The organism is Haloarcula rubripromontorii, assembly GCF_001280425.1.
Lineage (GTDB): Archaea > Halobacteriota > Halobacteria > Halobacteriales > Haloarculaceae > Haloarcula > Haloarcula rubripromontorii.
The window spans coordinates 760,758-777,114 of the sequence record NZ_LIUF01000002.1 but is presented as its reverse complement, the minus strand read 5'-3'; the positions used below and the strand labels follow the sequence as shown (position 1 = coordinate 777,114).

Below are 16,357 nucleotides of genomic sequence, written 5' to 3'. Positions count from 1 at the left end.
ACACGCCACGCACGCAATTGGCAGCGGAGTGACCAATCCCAAACCATTTTATCACTCTCATCCCATTCTGTCATTGAAGATGGTGTACAAGCAACTGGAGACGGCCGACCGTGCGGAGCTGCGTGCGTTACAAACTGACCGATTACAGGGGATTGTAGCACACGCTTACGAGAACGTCCCGTTTTACCGGGAAAAGCTCGACGAGATGGGCGTCTCCCCCGACGACATCGAGAGTATCGACGACATCACGAAGCTGCCGATGACGACGAAAGAGGATTTCCGCGACGAGTACCCCGACGGTCTCTTCGCCGTAGACGATGAAAACGTTGCCAGAATCCACGCGTCGTCCGGGACGACCGGTAAACCGAAAATCGTCTCGTACACGGATGACGACCTCGACACCTGGAGTGAAGTCGTCGCACGGTCGTTGGCTGCGAGCGGGACCGAAGCGGGGGACACTGTCCAGAACGCCTACGGCTACGGATTGTTCACCGGCGGACTGGGGCTCCACTACGGAACTGAGGAGCTGGGGGCCTCAGTTATTCCAATCGGGAGCGGCCAGACACAGCGACAGATCGAGTTGATGACCGACCTAGAGAGCGATGTGTTCGCCTGCACCCCATCGTATGCCCTCTATCTCGCCGAGACCGCCGAAGAGATGGGTCACGATCCCAGAGAGCTGCCGATCTCAACGATTATCTTCGGCGCAGAGCCGTGTACAGACCCGATGCGGGAGGAGATCGAGGAGCGACTGGGCGTCGATGGCATCGATATTTACGGGCTGTCCGAGATCATCGGCCCCGGCGTCTCGTGCGAATGCCACGAAGCGCAAGACGGACTTCACATCTGGGAGGACCATTTCTACCCGGAAGTCATCGATCCACACACGAAAGAGCCGGTCGAAGAAGGCGAAGAAGGGGAACTCGTTCTCACAACGCTCACCAAGGAAGCGTTGCCGGTCTTCCGATACCGGACCGGTGACCTCACGACGCTGAACTACGATGAGTGTGCGTGTGGGCGGACGATGGTACGGATGGACAACGTCACCGGCCGGACCGATGACCTCCTCATCATCCGGGGCGTCAACCTCTACCCCAGCGAAATCGAACACGCGGTACTAGATATCGACGGCGTCGCCCCGCACTACCGAATCGACCTCTATGAGGAGGACAACCTCGACGTTCTGGAACTCACCATCGAACGGACTGCGGAGCAGGGGCCGGGCGACAAAGCGCTGGAAGATGAAATCATCGAACGTCTGGAAAACGTCCTCGCGTTCACCCCGGACGAACTCGAACTCGTTGCGCCCGGTAGCATCGAACGGACGCAGGTCGGGAAAGTGAAACGCGTCTACGACCACCGTGACTGACTGTCAGGGCCGGTAGACTCGTCCACGAAACGTCGCGATACGCTCGCCATCCTGTGCAGTCACCGTCACCTCGTACTCCGCGGTGCTGTCCGCGAGATGTGTCTCTTCAGCGACCGCAGACAGCGTCTCGCCGGTGTCGACGGCGTCTAGATACGAGACGTTCGTCTCCAGTGCAACCGCCGCCTCCCCGTGCGAGTTCGACGCCGCGGCGAACGCTGCATCGGCGAGTGAGTAGATCGCCCCGCCATGGGGTGTCCCATGAAAGTTCAGCAAGTCCTCAGTAATCGTCAGCTCAGTCTGTGCGTACCCCGAGTCGAGTTCGATCAGGTCGATGCCGAGAGTTTCGCAGTACGCGTCCGATTCGATACGCTCTCTGACTTCGTCAGCGACACCGGACATACAGCCTGTGGTTCCATCAGGAATAATAAATACATACCGGTCACTGCTGGTGCTATCAGCGGAGCGTAAAAATATAAATGGCTGCTATCAGATGACAAACTATGGCCTACAGCTACGAGCCACACCACTTCGAGGACTTCGAAGAGGGGCAAGAGTTTATCAGTGTCGGCCGGACGGTTACCGAGTCCGATTTCGTCATGCACTCTGCCCTGTCAGGAGACTGGACTGAACTGCATACGAACAAGGAATACGCGGAACAACAGGAGTTCGGTGAGCGGATCGCACACGGTCCGATGACGTTCGTGCAGGCGACCGGCTTCGTCTACCGGACGGGCATCGTCGAACGGACTGCATTCGCGTTCCTCGGGATGAACTACATGGACCTCCCGAACCCGGTCCATATCGGCGATACACTCCAGTTGGAAATTGTCGTTGACAACACCAAGGAGGTCGGGCGCGACGACGCCGGGTTAGTCGTTCTCGACACCGAGATGGAAAATCAGGACGGGACCGTCGTCTTCGAGGGCGATATGAAGTTCCTGATAAAGAAACGCGAGTGAATCTACTGACGCGTCCGAAGGCGATGCAGCTGTCGCGGATAGCACCGCAATGTTGGAGCCTGAAAGTCGAAGTTCGCGCTCCCGTCAGCTGAACATTAATAATCAATAATAACAACTAAGACGGCGCGCGCTCCCTCTGTTATTGCAATGGAGTACACCGGTCCGACAGACCTGTACATCGGTGGCGAATGGCGAAAAGCGACCAACGGCGACAGCATTGAGACGGAGGACCCGGCAACCGAACGGACCTACGCAACAGTACAAAAAGCCGGGGTGAGCGATATCGATGATGCGGTACAGGCAGCACAGGCAGCCGTCGCAGACGGTTCCGAGTGGGCGACGATGGACCCGGGAACGCGCCGGGAGAAGCTCCATGCGATGGCTGACGCTATCGAGGCGATGAAAGACGAGCTGTCCATGGTTGAATCCCACGACAACGGGAAAACGCCGTTCGAGGCCGGGCTGGAAATCGACATGGTCACCGATACGTTCCGCCATTACGCGGGGTGGACGGACAAGATCCGCGGTGACGAAATCCCCGTTGAGAACGGCCGGCTCAACTACAGCACTCGTGAGCCAGTCGGCGTGACGGCACACATCGCGCCGTGGAACTACCCCTTCCAGCTTGCCGGCCGCGGCCTGGCACCGGCGCTGGCGACAGGCAACAGTGTTATCCTCAAACCATCCGCTATGACGCCGCTTTCGGCGCTGTACTACGCGAAAGCCGCCGAAAAAGCGGGCCTGCCTGACGGCGTCGTCAACGTCGTTCCCGGGAAAGGATCTGAAGCCGGGGAGGCACTCACAGGACACGAGGGCGTCGATCACGTTACCTTCACCGGGAGTACTGGCGTCGGCAAGACGGTCCAGCGCACGGCTGCGGATGCGGTCGCCGATGTGACGCTCGAACTCGGCGGCAAAGGCCCGGCCGTCGTGTTCCCAGACGCTGACCTCGATGCCGCCGCCCGCGGCATCCAGTACGGGATTTTCATGAACGCCGGGCAGATGTGCTGGGCGAACTCACGTCTTGTCGTCCACGAAGACATCTACGACGAGATGGTCTCCCGGATGGCTGAAATCGCCGAAAAGATCCCACTTGGCAGCGGTATCGACGACGATGGACAGATGGGGCCAGTCGTCAGCGCAGGTCAACAACAGGAGATCCTCGACTATATCGAGACCGGCAAGGAAGAGGGCGCAACTGTCGTGGCCGGCGGCGGCGTTCCTGCGGACAAAGAAACCGGCCACTTCGTCGAGCCGACCGTCTTTGCCGACGTGGACAACGAGATGACGATTGCACGGGAGGAGATTTTCGGCCCCGTCCTTACCGCAATCGAAGTGAGCGACGAGGAAGAGGCCATTGACGTTGCGAACGACTCGCCGTTCGGCCTCACCGCCTGTGTCTGGACGAACGATCTGACTCGCGCTCACACCGTCACAGACAGACTGGACTACGGGATGGTGATGGTCAACGAGACGCCCAACACGTGGCCACAGACACCCTTCGGCGGCACGAAACAGAGCGGACACGGCCGCGCACAGGGCGAGCAGGCCATCGAGAGCTACACAGAGGTGAAAAACGTCCACATCAACCTCGGCTGAGGTTCAATTCGACAAATCGGCGTCATACCCCAGTCGGCGTTATCAATGGCACCACCGCTCTGTTTCGCAGTGTGAAACTCCGAAGGTAATACTCGGAAGTAATAGCGGCTTACTCGAACTTCTTGAACTGCTGGAGGCACTCGTTACAGTAATGAATCGACTGACAGCGTGACGGTCCGCGTGGGTGTTTTCGCTCAGTGTCAGTTGCGCCGCAGTACGGGCACTCAGCGCCCGTCTGTTCGCCGCTGGTCGTGACGCTGGGATCGGGTTCGCTCATCCGTCGAAACTCATCCCGAAGTCACGCAACGCTTCTTTCCCCTGTTCGGTGACCAGGTCGATCGACCAGTCCGGGGCCCAGACCAGTCGGACCGACGCGGTCTCGATTCCATCGACACTCTTGGCGGCTTCTTCGACCTCGTCAAGTATAATCTCGCGTGCCGGACAGCCGCTGTAGGTGAGGGTCATGTCGACTGTGGCCTCACCGTCGGACACATCGAGCCCATATATAAGGCCCAGGTCGACAATGCTAACTGGCATCTCCGGGTCCTCGACCTGATACAGGGCCGCCCACACATCGCGTTCGATGCCGTCGGCGTCTTCGCCCGTGGCTGGCACGTCGTCCGCCGCGTGGTCTTTGGTCTCGTAGTCGGTGTACGAACACGCGGTCGCATCAGCGTCCGCGCGTGGCCGGTCGTAGTCGCTACTCATCGTCGGCCGCCATTATCAGCGTCGCTTTGTCGCGTCCCAGATTCCGGTAGCTGGACGTCATCTGTTCGTGCAGGTCGTGCCAGTGGTCAGTGTGTTCGTTGTCCCGGCCCGTCGGCGTTGCGGGGGCCGCATCGGTCGGTACGTCGAATCCCAGTTCGGTCAGGAACGATTCGACGCGAGTCTCCCACTCGGTACGCATCTCGTCGAGGGTCATCGTTCGGATGCCCAGCCGTTCGATGTCTGCTTCCACGTCGCCGACGGGTTCGAACAGCGTGAGGGCGTACGGATAGAGGTTATCGATTGCCGCCTGAACGCGTTCGCTGGCTTCCTCATCCAGTGCCATCCGGTCCAGCCAGCTCTCGGCGTGTTCGAGATGATAGCCTTCCTCGCCCTGGATGCGACTCGTTCGGTTTCGGATTGTCTCGTACGATGAGTCCTCAAGCGCCGAGAGGCGGATGTCTTCAGCAACGTCATAGAGGTACGCCCTGACGATGGCGTCGGCCCAGTCGCCTTCCGCAAACGGCAGCTCGACGAACGTACTGTGCTGGAAGTCGCTGGGGTCACTCTCGTAAATGAGCGATTCCTCGGAGTAGCCGAGTTGCTGCACTGCATCGTACCACAGTCGTGCGTGACCCAGCTCGTCCTGTGCGTTGTTCGAGATGGAGAGGTCCGATTCCAGCGTCGGCGCACGCACCTGCCAGAACGTGTAGCGTTCGGCCTGAATCAGCTCATCGTCAGCGAGCCGGAGCAGCTGTGCCTCGACTGCGCGCTGTGCTTCTTCGGAAAGGTCAGTTGGACCGCCGAGGTCGGATTCTGTTGTCGCCATTAGATTTCACCTCGCTGTTTCTCCGCTTCGATCTGCTCAGATTCGGAGGCTTCGACCTCCTCAGCAGCCGGGTCGACGTTGTACGTCTGTGCGAACCGGTATGACTTGTTGGTCGTGCCACCGAAGCTGACGTCGTCCTCTGTGACTTCGCCGATGTACTGGTGCTGGACGACCCAGAGACTGTTCGGATCGTCGTCAGTGAACGCCGCAATCGCCGCCTGTTCTGCGTCGGCGGCGCTGGGAGCTTCGACATCACCACAGTGTGTGTGATACCCCCCGGGCTTGTCCTGCCGGAAGACAGCCCACGGTTTCTCAGCGCCGTCACCAGCCTCGCGGCTCTCTGCGCCAGGGTCGACCTGCGTGATTTTCTCTTGCGGGGCAACCCAGAGCGCATGGGTTGGTTTTCGGCGTCCGTGCTGGATGACTGCGAACTGCTTTGCCATCTCTCGGTCGGGTGCGTGGACGTCTCGGCAGTGAACGAAAGCCGCGTCCGCACTCTGTTGTCGGAATACTTCCCAGATCATTGTTCTCAGTCCGCCGCCTGTGACTGCGGGCCGCTGTTCGTCGTCGTCTGGTCGTCCATCATGTCACGGACCCACTGAACCGCTTCCTGAGCCTGTCGGCGACCCGTGATCTGCTCGATACTGCCGTCGTATTCGTTCTGCGATACGGTGAAGAACTCGTCCCAGTCGAGGTCGTCTTCGACGACCTCGTAGGTCCCGTCACCGTTGTCCCGGATGCGTGGCTCATCGGGCATCTCCAGCCCGTATTTCTTGGCCTTCGGGATGTACGTGTTCAGGAACGCGTTCCGAAGTTCGTCGTTCGTACACGTCTTCAGCCCGACTTCCGCGGCGAAATCGTGATGAGTACTCTGGTCGTCGGTCGGGCCGAAGAACTGCAGGATTCGCGGCCACCACTCTTCGAAGGCGTCCTGAGTCATGCGCTGTTCCCTCCGGGAGCCGTTCATCAGTTCGCGGAGGATTGACTCGCCGTGTTTGACGTGCATCCCCTCTTCGAAGCAGATCTTGTCCATCGCGTGGGCGTACGGTTCCCAACTGGACTTTTTCAGAGTCGCCTGGCGGCGCATCGCAGCCCCGTCGACGAAGAAGGCGATCATCGGTGTCTCGACGTAGCTCTCCATCGGGTAATGGAAGCAGTTCAGGAACTTTCCATCCCCGTTCGCCAAGTCGTCGAGCATCTCGTCGCGGGTCTTGATACCAAGCGACTCCGCCGCTCGGTAGAGCATCTGGCCGTGACCGATTTCGTCCTGCACCTTCGCGCTGAAGGCCATCTTTCGCTCAATACTCGGTGCTTTTCTGATGAAGGGCCGTTCGAGGAACGCCCCCATAATCTCGCTGTTGGCGTGGAACTCGAGCATCCGTGTGGCTGCCTTCCGATACTCTTCGGGAAGGTCGTCTTTCGGGCTGAATTCTCGGGGTCCAGCGCGGTCTTTGACTTCGTCGACGTTCATATCTATCGCAAAAATCGTGAGGAATATTCTTACTAATTTGCCCCTATATAGACGGGTTTTATATGCATTTCCGCACATAGACGAGGTAATGATAGAGGAGTGTCTCATGGTCGAGTTTCGCATCGAGGGCGACGACTGCCCGCTGGCAGATGCGAGCAGTGCCACCGGGACATCCATCGAGGCGGCCCCGCCGCTCCTCCGGGATGACCGTAACGTGTTGCTGCGGTTCAGCGCACAGGCGAGTGATGATCTTATCGACTACCTCGATGGTGACGACCGAATCCGCTATCTCTATCAGTCAGTTACCGACGGGCGCTATAATTACCGATGTCTGTCGCTGCAGCAGTGTGTTGTGCATAAGCTCATCAGTGCGGGCTTCATGGTGGAATCGCTGACGTATCGGAACGGCAACGCGATTTTAACTGGCGCTGTGGTGGGCCACGAGATTCTCCAAACCGTCATGGAGACGGCCGGTGAAACTGTCGGCGTGAAACTACAGCGGGTGTACGCGCTGCGTGCAACAGAGGACGCGTCTATCGCACAGCAGTGGGACCTGACCCCGGCACAGGCGGAGAGTCTCCGGTACGCAGTCGAGATGGGCTACTTTGTCGTTCCACGACAGACGACAGCTAGTGAAGTCGCTGCCGAACTCGGGATCAGTAAGTCCGCGTTCCTCGAACGACTCCACCGCGCACAGCACTCGTTGTTCACACAGCTGTTCGGCGCTGCCGACAACAGCCGTCCGGACGACGACGGACAGTAAAGTGCCCGGGCATCTTGAATACGACCATGCGCGTTGAAGACGGCGCTGTTCGACGAATCGTATTCGACCGTCCAGATGCGAAAAACGCAATGACAGAAGCGGTCGCTACTGAGCTAGCTGATGCGCTTGCTGATCTCGACCCGGCGACGCACGACGCCGTTCTCCTCACCGGCGACGGTGATTCGTTCAGTGCCGGTGGGGATATCGAGGCGATGAGCGAGCGCGAGGAATCGACAACGGAAGCCTACGAACGAGTCCGGACAACGCTGAGCCGGGTTGCCAGCAACATCCTCTCAGCTCCGGTGCCTGTCGTCGCGAAAGTCAACGGCGACGCGGTCGGTGCCGGGCTGTCGCTCGTGGCTGTCGCCGATCTCGCCTACGCCGCCACGTCCGCGCGGTTCGGTGCGTCGTTCATCAGTGTCGGCCTCGTCCCGGACATGGGCGCAACCGCTATACTGCCTCGGCTCATCGGGCTCAGGAAAACGAAGGAACTCGCGTTCACCGGGACACTGATCGACGCCGAGAGCGCCGCCGACATGGATCTGATCAACGAGGCGGTCGACCCGGCCGAACTCGATGGGCGGACAGCCGACCTGCTCGAAACGCTTCGGGCACAGCCGACAGCGAACCTCGGGCTGGCGAAGGAGGCGATCCACGATAATCTCGGCCAGCCCTTAGAAACCGGGCTGCGTCGGGAAGCACGCATCCAGTCACTGGCGTACGATACGCCGGCACACGCACATGGCGTCGAGGCGTTTCTGGACGGGCGGACCCCAGACTTCGACTAGCGGTCGAAAAATTCCTGGGCGTTTTCGAACAGAATCTTCCGCTGGACATCCGTGTCGAAGTCAGTGTCGCGAGCGAACGATTCGAGCCACGTGTCGGGGTCGATCATCGGATAATCGGTCCCGAACATCACCTTGTCTTTGAGCACTGTCCCGGCGTAATGGAGCACCTGCTCGTCGATATACTTCGGCACCCATCCGGAGAGGTCCATGTACACGTTGCCCTTCTGCTGGCATATCGCCAGTTGCTCTTTCTCCCATGGGAAGGCGGGGTGAGCGATGAGGATATCCAGGTCCGGATGTGCAGCAGCCACGTCGTCGATAAGCATCGGGTTGCCGTACTTGATTTTCAGGCCGCGGCCGCCAGCGCTGCAGGCTCCCAGTGTCGAGTTCCCGCCGTGGAAGACAACGGGAACGCCGAGGTCTTCGATGGTACTCCACAGATGGTCGTGGCGTTCGTCCGAGGGGTCAAAGCCCTGTGCGATCTGCTGGAACTTGAACCCCGAGAGATCCAGATCCTCGACGCACCGGATCGCCTCCTGCACGCAGTCGTCTTTCAGTGGGTCGACGCTCCCGAACCCGACGAAGAAATCGGGGTACTCGTCCCGGACCTCGGCGACGTAGTCGTTCGGGACGGGTGGGTTCCCGGTGTTCGTCTCCGCATCCCAGCCAAGCAGGACAGCGCCACCGACGCCCGCCTCGTGGTACTCCGCGAGCATTTCGTCGTAGTCCCACGTCTCCAGATCAGTACCAAAGCGGTCGGCGGCGTCTTGCATCATTTCGCCGCCGGCGTCGTGGAGGAACTCACTTGTCGGTTGGTGGGCGTGCGTGTCGAACAGTTGTCTGTCGTCGACACCAGGGAGGTCGGTTGTCACAGAGGGCAATTTTACCCAGTGTCATAAAAATCCATGCTGTTTCTGCTATCCAGCAGCCACACTGGAGTGCCACGGCAGTCGTGCCACCGGTAGCTGATTGAAGCAGCGGTGGTCCTCCCTGTGACAGGCAACGGGTCCCAAGCGCACGGTCACCCCGTGCATAGCCGGGCGCTTATCCCCTACCATCTTACTGCTGGGGGGCGAAGGGACGGCCATGGTTCGTCGCAGTGTCCTGTTTGCACCGGGTGACAACGCAGAGTTGATGCGGAAGGCGGCCGGTGGCGACGCTGATGTTGTCGTCTTTGATCTCGAAGATGCGGTTGCACCGGCTGACAAAGAACGGGCCCGTGAATCTGTTCAATCGGTCCTAGCCACTGTCAGTTCAGACAGCCACATCTGCGTTCGCATCAATCCCGTGGGAGTCAGCGCCACAGCCGACCTTTCGGCAATACTGACGGATACCAGTCCCGACAGTGTGATGCTCCCCAAGGCCGGTTCTGCCGACGACATATCGGCACTGGAACGGCTCCTCGGAGAGTACAGTGTGGACCTCCCGGTACTGGCACTGGTCGAATCGGCCGCCGGCGTCCTCAACGCGGCGGAGATCGCAGCCACCGACCCGACCGATGCCCTCCTGTTCGGAGCCGAGGACCTCGCGGCCGACATCGGTGCGAGTCGGACCAGCGACGGGCGGGAGGTACTCTATGCACGCCAGCGAGTCGTCGTTGCGGCAAGCGCCGCTGGAATCGACGCGATTGATACGATATACCCCGATTACGGCGATCTGGATGGGCTCCGCGAAGCGACGGAGTGCGCGGCCCAGCTCGGATACGATGGGAAGATGGCGATCCATCCGGATCAGGTCGCGGTCATCAACGACGCGTTCACACCCAGTGACGAGGCGATAGCATGGGCCGAACGGGTCGTCACGGCCGACAACGAGACCGATGCTGGGGTTTTCGAAGTCGACGGGGAGATGATTGACGCACCGCTTATTGCACAGGCAGAGCGCGTCCTCGAACGCGCTCGCGAAGCCGGCCAGCGGTAGCCAACGGTAACACCTATCGGGGACCTGGCTGTGCTGTCGCGTATGAAAGACGTCGTCCGGCGGAATTTCGATGCCAGCGTCGACGCCTACACGACCTACGAGCGGCGGACCAATCGCTTCACGTCCCTCGCTCGTCTGCTCGCTGCCGAGATGAGCGCTCGTACTGACGGCGGACTCGGCAGAGTGCTCGATGCGGGCGCTGGAACAGGCGTAAGCACGCGCGTATTCACCGAGACGGCAGCGGATACTATTGCGCTCGATATCAGTCGCGAGATGCTACGCGAAATCGACTCCGCTGCCCGGTTACAGGCCGATTTCGACCATCTTCCGCTCAGTGACCAGTCGGTCGATGGCGTGGCCTTTACCGCCTCGCTCTTTCTGGTCCCTGACCCGGCGGCCGCGGTACGGGAAGCCGCCAGAGTCCTCCGCCCGGACGGCGTGGTCGGCGCTGTCGCACCGCTGGGGTGGTTCTGTCCCGACGGCACGGACGTGTTCGAACAGTTCGAGCGCGAGTCGCGCTCTCCGGCTGATACGTCGGCTCTCGAAGACGCTCTAGCGAGCGAGTTCTCGACGACAACAGGCACATGGAAGTTTTCGACGACTGCCGAAAACATCCGGCTGTTCCACGCGATTCCAGCGATGGCTGCACGGCTCTATCCGAAGCTCGACACCGAAGAACGGGTGCTTCAGGCCCACGAACTCCTCGGCCCTCTGGACGGGACGTTCGAACAACGATGGCGGTGGGTCATCGGTGTCCCAGAATAGGCGTTTGGGAGTTAGAGCGCGTCGGTATAGCGGTCCTCGCGTTACTCGGCGTGGTCGCGTCTCAGTGACAGCACGGTGCGGTCGAACTCACAGACGAGGAGATCGTCCGAATCTGTGAGTTTGAACACCTCGACGTGCATCGTGACGACGCCGCGGCCACCGTCGCTGGTCTCGCGTTTGTCGGTCACGGTCGACTGCACGCGTATCGTGTCGCCGTGAAACACCGGGTTCGGATGCTCGACATTGTCGTAGGAGAGGTTCGCGACGATAGTGCCATCAGTCGTCTCCGGGATGGTCAGTCCAACCGCCAAGCTCATCGTGTAGAGGCCGTTAACCAGTCGCTCGCCGAACTCCGTCTCGGCCGCGAACTCGGCATCGAGATGGAGCGGCTGCTGGTTCATCGTCATATCGCAGAACTGCTGATTGTCGCGCTCGCTGATCGTGCGGCGCTTCTCGTGTTCGATGGTCTCGCCGACCTCGAACTCTTCGTAGTATAGTCCTGTCATAGCTCAGAGGATGGTTCCGTGTTTCTTGTCCGGGAGGTCTTTCTCGACGGTCTCGTAGAACGCAAAGCGGTTCGTCAGTTCCGTTCTGAGGTCGCTGGGCGGGACGATGTCGTCAACGACAACTTCACTGGCCATTCGATGAATGTCGATATCCTCGCGGTAGGCCTCGCGGAGCTCCTGTTCCTTTTGCTGTCGTTCGTCCTCGTCATCGATCTCGGAAAGCTTGCGGGCGTAGACGGCATTGATAGCCGCTTCCGGCCCCATAATTGCGATTTCGCCGCTTGGAAGGCCGATTGTCGACTCGGGGTCGTACGCGGGACCGGACATCGCGTAGATGCCCGCGCCGTATGCTTTCCGCACCACGACGGACTGCTTGGGCACTGTCGCCGAAGACGTGGCGTAGATCATCTTCTTGCCCTGTTCGAGGATGCCCTCTTTCTCGACGCCTGACCCGGCCATGAACCCCGGCGTATCACAGAGGTACAACAGCGGGATGTTGTAGGCGTCACAGGTCCAGATGAACTGTGCGGCTTTCTCCGCCGCGTCCGGGAAGATGGCTCCCGCACGCTGGGCTGGCTGATTGGCGATGACTCCGACCGGCCGGCCGTCGATCCGGGCAAACGACGTGATAATCTCCTTGCCGTACTCTGGCCGGAGTTCGAGGGTCGACCCGGCGTCGACGACCCGCTCTATCACGTCGAACATATCGTAGCCCTTGTTGGGCTTGTCCGGAACAACGGCGTCAATACCCTCCGGCGAGCGCTTTGGAGCGGTCCCACTTGTCTGTGGCGGGTCTTCATCGGCGTTGTCGGGCAGATAGCTCATGAGTTGTGCGACGAGTTCCCGGGCGTGTTCCTCGTCGTCGGCGATGAGATCCGCACTCCCGGAGTGCTGTGCGTGGACGTCAGGCCCGCCGAGATCTTCGAGGCTGATTTTTTCGCCGGTGACCATCTCGACCATCCGGGGGCTGGCGATCGCCATTGCGCTCATGTCCCGAACCATGACGGTGAAATCCGCGAACACTGGCGTGTAGGCCGCGCCAGCGATACAGGGACCGTACAGCACACAGATCTGGGGGACCCGCCCAGAGAGCATCGAATGGTTGTAGTAGAACTTCCCAATCCCCTCTCGGTTGGCGAAAAAGCCCGTCTGCTGGTCGATACGACCGCCCGAGGAATCCATCAGATACAGCACCGGTCGCCCGGTTTTCAGCGCCCGCTGTTGCATCCGGAGGAACTTCTCGACACCTTTTGCGGCCATGCTGCCACGTTTGACCGTGTAATCGTTGGCCATGAAATGTAGGTCACGGCCTTCGAACTCCGCGGCCCCCGTGATGAGTCCGTCAGCCGGGAGCTGGTCGTCGGCGTCGAACTCCGCGAACGTTCCGTCCTCGAAGAGGAAATCGTCGCCGAACCACAGATCGATACGGTCACGAACGAACAGCTTGCCCTCCTCGGGCAACTGCTTTTTATACTTTTCCGGCCCGCCTTCGTGGATCTCTTCGATCTCCTCGCGCAGATTCTCCTCGCGTTCGGTCGGCCCGAGGTCGTCGTCGACCTGTTCCGTGGCTCCATCTCCCGGAGTGCCGTCGTACGTGGCACTGGCGACCGTTTCGCCGCTGTCGATGACGAGGGTAATATCGTCCTCGAAGTGTGTCGACAGCGCCTCGGCTATGGCCTGTGCTTCCGATTCGGTCGCGTCGTCCGAAATTCTGACTTGCATGCTTACTCCTCCAGTACGACCAGGGTGTCACCCATGTCTACGGAATCGCCCTCCGTAATCGGGACGGACGCGACAGTGCCGCCCGTGGATGCCACCACGTCGTTTTCCATTTTCATCGCCTCGAGTACGCAGACGACATCGCCCGCTGCGATATCGTCACCGGGCGCGACTTCGGTCGAGAGGATAGTGCCCTGCATCTCGGCCGTAATCGCACCCGACGTGGTCACATCCACCGTACCGCCGCCGGATGAATTTCCGCCCGAAGCGCTACTGGCGGTCCCATCACGGGCTACGCGAGGCAGTCCATCCGTAACGACGACATCGAAGCGCCTTCCGTCGACCTCGACAGCGATTTCATCCGTCGACGCCGCCGAGGTGTCGCCGCTGACCTCGTCGGTACCCCACCGCGCGACGGCCGCATCGAGAGCATCATCGGCGAGTTCCTGATCGAGGTATTTCGTCGTGTGCGTCCCGGCACGGAACGTGTCGTCGTCCAGCATCAGTCGATGGAACGGGATGGTGGTGTGGACCCCCTCGACGGTGAAATGGTCGAGGGCACGCCTCGACCGGTCCAGACAGTGGCCCCGGTCCTCGCCGGCGACGATGAGCTTCGCGATCATCGAGTCGTAATCGCCCCCGATATCGTCGCCCTGCGAGACCGCGTGGTCGAGCCGCACACCGATACTGCTTGGCGGCGCGTAGGTCGTCAGCGGCCCCGGCGTCGGGGCGAAGTCCTCTGCCGGGTTCTCCGCGTTGATTCGGTACTCGACGGCGTGCCCGTCTATCGACACGTCGTCCTGTGTAAAGTCCAGTCGCTCGCCCGCAGCGACCCGGAGCTGCCAGCGAACGATGTCAATCCCGGTCACCGCTTCGGTGACGGTGTGTTCGACCTGGATTCGGGTGTTTACCTCCATGAAGTAGAACTCCCCGTCTTCGACGAGGAACTCCACTGTCCCGGCGTTCGTATAGCCGGCTTCACTGACACCGCGTCTGGCTGCTGCACCGATCTCCGTACGCAGTTCGGCATCGAGCGCCGGACTCGGGGCTTCCTCGATGACCTTCTGGTGGCGGCGCTGGAGCGAGCAGTCGCGCTCACCGAGGTGGCGGACGGTGCCGTGTTCGTCCGCAAGCACCTGCACCTCGACGTGTTTCGGGGCTTCGAGGTACTTTTCGACGTACACCGAGTCATTGCCGAAGTAGGCTTCTCCCTCGCGCTGTGCGCTTTTCAGCGCCTCCGCAACCTCGGCCTCGCTCCGGACAATCTTCATGCCGCGACCGCCACCGCCGCCTTCAGCCTTGATCGCGATGGGGTAGCCGTACTCCGCGCCCAGTTCCCGTACTTCGTCTGGGTCGTCGACCAGATCCGTCGTGCCGGGGACGACTGGGACGCCAGCCTCCTGCATCACCGTCCGGGCTTTCGTCTTTTCCCCCAGCGTCTCCATCGCGTCACTCGGCGGGCCGACCCACGTGAGGCCGTCGGTAGCCTCGACGCGGCTAGCGAACTCTGCGTTTTCGGCGAGGAAGCCGTAGCCGGGATGGATTGCATCGGCTCCAGCCCGCTCAGCGACATCGAGTATCGCTGTCTGGTCGAGATACGACTCGCTTGCAGGTGCCGGGCCGACGTTGTATGCGTCGTCAGCGTACTCGACGTGGCCGGCGTTGCGGTCGGCGTCGCTGTAGACGGCAACCGTTTCGATACCCAGTTCTTCACACGCAGCCATCACACGAACCGCGATTTCGCCGCGGTTTGCGACAAGGACTTTCTCGAACATTAGTAGGATCGTGGGAAGCCGAGGTGTTGCCCGATATGGTTGTACGCCATCTGCTGGGAGACCGGGGCCAGCCGCGTCAGGTTGATTTCACGCCACCACCGCTCGATGTCGTACTCCTTCGCGTAGCCCCAGCCGCCAAAGGCCTGCATCGATTGCTTGACCGCTTCGATGCCAGCACTGACGGCCGTCGCCTTCGCGACGTTTGTCTCGTACCCACACTCCTCGCCCTGATCGTAGAGCCAAGACGCCTTCTCACGCATGAGCGCCGCCGTTTCCATGCGGGCGTACGCCTTGGTGATCGGGAACGAAACCGCCTGATGGGTCCCGATAGGCGCATCGAACACCTCCCGGTCGCTGGCGTACTCGATAGCAGTGTCGGCGGCTAGCTTGCCGATGCCGGTCCCGGCGGCCGCAAAGCCGATCCGTTCCGGATTCAGCATATCGACCAAGGTCCACCAGCCATCGTCTTCCTCGCCCAGCAAGTTCTCCTCGGGGACCCGCACGTCCTCGATGAAGACCTCACAGGACTTCGAGTAGTTGATACCGTGTTTGGGGATCGGCGACACGTCGATGCCGGGATCGTCCATATCGACGATAAACAGACTTATGCCGTCAGTTCCGCGCTCGACCTCGTCACGTGGAGTCGTTCGCGTGACGAGAATCATATTGTCGGCCCGGTCCGCGAAGGTAATCCACGCCTTGTTCCCGTTCAGCACGTACTCGTCACCGTCTTTCTCAGCGCGGGTCGCGACGTTCAGCGTGTTCGTTCCGGCTTCGGGCTCTGTAATCCCGATGGAGAAGTTTCGCTTGCCGTTGGCGATGTCGGGCAGATAGGTCTGTTTCTGCGCTTCTGTCCCGTTCTCACTGATACCGACAGCGGCCATGCCGGCGGTAAGCACGAGATACCACGTGCCCGCCATGCCACAGCCCTCGGCACAGAGCGTCTCCATGACCAGTCCCATCTCCTGTATTCCCATCCCGGCCCCTTCGTACTCCTGTGGGACCAGTAGGCCGTGGAAGCCGGCCGCGGCCAGTTCGTCCCAGAATTCCTGTCCGAACTCGCCTGCCTCCTCTTTCTCGCGCCAGTACTCCGGTCCGTACTCGGCCGCCACGTCCGCTGCGGTCGACCGAATCATCGAGCGTTCCTCTGTATCTTCGAAATTCATTGGTAGTCGTGTCTGTGTTATCG

Annotated in this window: 18 protein-coding genes; 7 read left to right on the top strand and 11 right to left on the bottom strand. The window is 60.6% G+C overall.

All coding sequences use genetic code 11. The annotated features are described in order from the left end of the window. The first annotated feature begins 79 nt into the window (after positions 1 to 79). Positions 80 to 1,369, top strand: a complete 1,290-nt coding sequence (gene paaK / locus AMS69_RS09190; RefSeq protein ID WP_053967754.1) for a phenylacetate--CoA ligase PaaK — start codon at positions 80 to 82, stop codon at positions 1,367 to 1,369. A gap of 3 nt (positions 1,370 to 1,372) precedes the next feature. Here the strand turns inward: paaK and paaI are convergent, their stop codons facing one another. Next, positions 1,373 to 1,768, bottom strand: a complete 396-nt coding sequence (gene paaI / locus AMS69_RS09185) for a hydroxyphenylacetyl-CoA thioesterase PaaI (RefSeq protein WP_053967753.1) — start codon at positions 1,766 to 1,768, stop codon at positions 1,373 to 1,375. Between the two features lie 101 nt (positions 1,769 to 1,869). Here paaI and AMS69_RS09180 point away from each other — a divergent pair, with 101 nt between their 5' ends. Continuing rightward, on the top strand, positions 1,870 to 2,328 hold the full coding sequence (locus AMS69_RS09180) for a MaoC family dehydratase (RefSeq protein ID WP_053967752.1): 459 nt from the start codon (positions 1,870 to 1,872) through the stop codon (positions 2,326 to 2,328). Positions 2,329 to 2,475: 147 nt separating this feature from the next. After that, a complete protein-coding gene (locus tag AMS69_RS09175) occupies positions 2,476 to 3,927 on the top strand; it encodes an aldehyde dehydrogenase family protein (protein ID WP_053967751.1) in 1,452 nt (483 codons plus the stop codon). A gap of 109 nt (positions 3,928 to 4,036) precedes the next feature. Here AMS69_RS09175 and paaE read toward each other — a convergent pair whose 3' ends face one another. Genes paaE through paaA form a run of 5 tightly spaced genes read right to left on the bottom strand, consistent with a single transcriptional unit; the run spans position 4,037 to position 6,932 of the window. Further along, on the bottom strand, positions 4,037 to 4,204 hold the full coding sequence (gene paaE / locus AMS69_RS20600; RefSeq protein ID WP_202904528.1) for a 1,2-phenylacetyl-CoA epoxidase subunit PaaE: 168 nt from the start codon (positions 4,202 to 4,204) through the stop codon (positions 4,037 to 4,039). Beyond that, positions 4,201 to 4,635, bottom strand: coding sequence for a 1,2-phenylacetyl-CoA epoxidase subunit PaaD (paaD, locus tag AMS69_RS09170; protein ID WP_053967750.1), 435 nt, complete (start codon positions 4,633 to 4,635; stop codon positions 4,201 to 4,203). Before paaD ends, paaE begins: the two co-directional genes overlap by 4 nt. Further along, positions 4,628 to 5,461, bottom strand: coding sequence for a 1,2-phenylacetyl-CoA epoxidase subunit PaaC (gene paaC, locus AMS69_RS09165; protein ID WP_053967749.1), 834 nt, complete (start codon positions 5,459 to 5,461; stop codon positions 4,628 to 4,630). The genes paaD and paaC overlap by 8 nt, the downstream gene beginning before the upstream one ends. Beyond that, entirely contained in the window at positions 5,461 to 5,985 is a 525-nt protein-coding gene (locus AMS69_RS09160) for a PacF protein (RefSeq protein ID WP_053967748.1), read from the bottom strand. The genes paaC and AMS69_RS09160 overlap by 1 nt, the downstream gene beginning before the upstream one ends. A 5-nt stretch (positions 5,986 to 5,990) precedes the next feature. Continuing rightward, positions 5,991 to 6,932, bottom strand: coding sequence for a 1,2-phenylacetyl-CoA epoxidase subunit PaaA (gene paaA, locus AMS69_RS09155; protein WP_053967747.1), 942 nt, complete (start codon positions 6,930 to 6,932; stop codon positions 5,991 to 5,993). Between the two features lie 106 nt (positions 6,933 to 7,038). On the opposite strand from paaA, the gene AMS69_RS09150 reads away from it, so the two are divergent. Both AMS69_RS09150 and AMS69_RS09145 read left to right on the top strand, forming a co-directional pair. Beyond that, on the top strand, positions 7,039 to 7,695 hold the full coding sequence (locus tag AMS69_RS09150) for a helix-turn-helix domain-containing protein (RefSeq protein ID WP_080508820.1): 657 nt from the start codon (positions 7,039 to 7,041) through the stop codon (positions 7,693 to 7,695). A 26-nt stretch (positions 7,696 to 7,721) separates the two neighbouring features. Further along, on the top strand, positions 7,722 to 8,483 hold the full coding sequence (locus tag AMS69_RS09145) for an enoyl-CoA hydratase/isomerase family protein (RefSeq protein ID WP_053967745.1): 762 nt from the start codon (positions 7,722 to 7,724) through the stop codon (positions 8,481 to 8,483). On the opposite strand, the gene AMS69_RS09140 is transcribed toward AMS69_RS09145, so the two are convergent. Beyond that, the gene (locus AMS69_RS09140) at positions 8,480 to 9,355 is read right to left on the bottom strand and encodes an amidohydrolase family protein (RefSeq protein WP_053967744.1); all 876 of its coding nucleotides are present in this window, start codon (positions 9,353 to 9,355) and stop codon (positions 8,480 to 8,482) included. The two genes, AMS69_RS09145 and AMS69_RS09140, sit on opposite strands and share 4 nt — an antisense overlap. A 214-nt stretch (positions 9,356 to 9,569) precedes the next feature. Between AMS69_RS09140 and AMS69_RS09135 the strand changes: the two genes are divergently transcribed. Together AMS69_RS09135 and AMS69_RS09130 are read left to right on the top strand one after the other, a co-directional pair. Then, positions 9,570 to 10,403, top strand: a complete 834-nt coding sequence (locus AMS69_RS09135) for an HpcH/HpaI aldolase/citrate lyase family protein (RefSeq protein WP_053967743.1) — start codon at positions 9,570 to 9,572, stop codon at positions 10,401 to 10,403. Between the two features lie 42 nt (positions 10,404 to 10,445). Continuing rightward, complete coding sequence (locus tag AMS69_RS09130) at positions 10,446 to 11,168, top strand: class I SAM-dependent methyltransferase (protein ID WP_053967742.1); 723 nt, start codon at positions 10,446 to 10,448, stop codon at positions 11,166 to 11,168. A 41-nt stretch (positions 11,169 to 11,209) separates the two neighbouring features. Here the strand turns inward: AMS69_RS09130 and AMS69_RS09125 are convergent, their stop codons facing one another. Genes AMS69_RS09125 through AMS69_RS09110 form a run of 4 tightly spaced genes read right to left on the bottom strand, consistent with a single transcriptional unit; the run spans position 11,210 to position 16,334 of the window. Then, positions 11,210 to 11,674: a MaoC family dehydratase gene (locus tag AMS69_RS09125; protein WP_053967741.1), complete on the bottom strand. Its 465-nt coding sequence runs from the start codon at positions 11,672 to 11,674 to the stop codon at positions 11,210 to 11,212. A gap of 3 nt (positions 11,675 to 11,677) precedes the next feature. Then, a complete protein-coding gene (locus AMS69_RS09120) occupies positions 11,678 to 13,396 on the bottom strand; it encodes an acyl-CoA carboxylase subunit beta (RefSeq protein WP_053967740.1) in 1,719 nt (572 codons plus the stop codon). A gap of 2 nt (positions 13,397 to 13,398) precedes the next feature. Then, positions 13,399 to 15,168, bottom strand: coding sequence for an acetyl/propionyl/methylcrotonyl-CoA carboxylase subunit alpha (locus tag AMS69_RS09115; protein ID WP_053967739.1), 1,770 nt, complete (start codon positions 15,166 to 15,168; stop codon positions 13,399 to 13,401). Further along, positions 15,168 to 16,334, bottom strand: coding sequence for an acyl-CoA dehydrogenase family protein (locus AMS69_RS09110; RefSeq protein WP_053967738.1), 1,167 nt, complete (start codon positions 16,332 to 16,334; stop codon positions 15,168 to 15,170). The genes AMS69_RS09115 and AMS69_RS09110 overlap by 1 nt, the downstream gene beginning before the upstream one ends. Positions 16,335 to 16,357: the final 23 nt, after the last annotated feature.

Coding starts and splice junctions, on each gene's coding strand:
- AMS69_RS09150 (WP_080508820.1), top strand. CDS start 7,039: ATGGTCGAGTTTCGCATCGAGGGCGACGACTGCCCGCTGGCAGATGCG.
- AMS69_RS09160 (WP_053967748.1), bottom strand. CDS start 5,985: ATGATCTGGGAAGTATTCCGACAACAGAGTGCGGACGCGGCTTTCGTT.
- AMS69_RS09135 (WP_053967743.1), top strand. CDS start 9,570: ATGGTTCGTCGCAGTGTCCTGTTTGCACCGGGTGACAACGCAGAGTTG.
- paaD (WP_053967750.1), bottom strand. CDS start 4,635: ATGAGTAGCGACTACGACCGGCCACGCGCGGACGCTGATGCGACCGCG.
- AMS69_RS09175 (WP_053967751.1), top strand. CDS start 2,476: ATGGAGTACACCGGTCCGACAGACCTGTACATCGGTGGCGAATGGCGA.
- AMS69_RS09125 (WP_053967741.1), bottom strand. CDS start 11,674: ATGACAGGACTATACTACGAAGAGTTCGAGGTCGGCGAGACCATCGAA.
- paaC (WP_053967749.1), bottom strand. CDS start 5,461: ATGGCGACAACAGAATCCGACCTCGGCGGTCCAACTGACCTTTCCGAA.
- paaK (WP_053967754.1), top strand. CDS start 80: ATGGTGTACAAGCAACTGGAGACGGCCGACCGTGCGGAGCTGCGTGCG.
- paaA (WP_053967747.1), bottom strand. CDS start 6,932: ATGAACGTCGACGAAGTCAAAGACCGCGCTGGACCCCGAGAATTCAGC.
- paaE (WP_202904528.1), bottom strand. CDS start 4,204: ATGAGCGAACCCGATCCCAGCGTCACGACCAGCGGCGAACAGACGGGC.
- paaI (WP_053967753.1), bottom strand. CDS start 1,768: ATGTCCGGTGTCGCTGACGAAGTCAGAGAGCGTATCGAATCGGACGCG.
- AMS69_RS09120 (WP_053967740.1), bottom strand. CDS start 13,396: ATGCAAGTCAGAATTTCGGACGACGCGACCGAATCGGAAGCACAGGCC.
- AMS69_RS09130 (WP_053967742.1), top strand. CDS start 10,446: ATGAAAGACGTCGTCCGGCGGAATTTCGATGCCAGCGTCGACGCCTAC.
- AMS69_RS09115 (WP_053967739.1), bottom strand. CDS start 15,168: ATGTTCGAGAAAGTCCTTGTCGCAAACCGCGGCGAAATCGCGGTTCGT.
- AMS69_RS09180 (WP_053967752.1), top strand. CDS start 1,870: ATGGCCTACAGCTACGAGCCACACCACTTCGAGGACTTCGAAGAGGGG.
- AMS69_RS09145 (WP_053967745.1), top strand. CDS start 7,722: ATGCGCGTTGAAGACGGCGCTGTTCGACGAATCGTATTCGACCGTCCA.
- AMS69_RS09110 (WP_053967738.1), bottom strand. CDS start 16,334: ATGAATTTCGAAGATACAGAGGAACGCTCGATGATTCGGTCGACCGCA.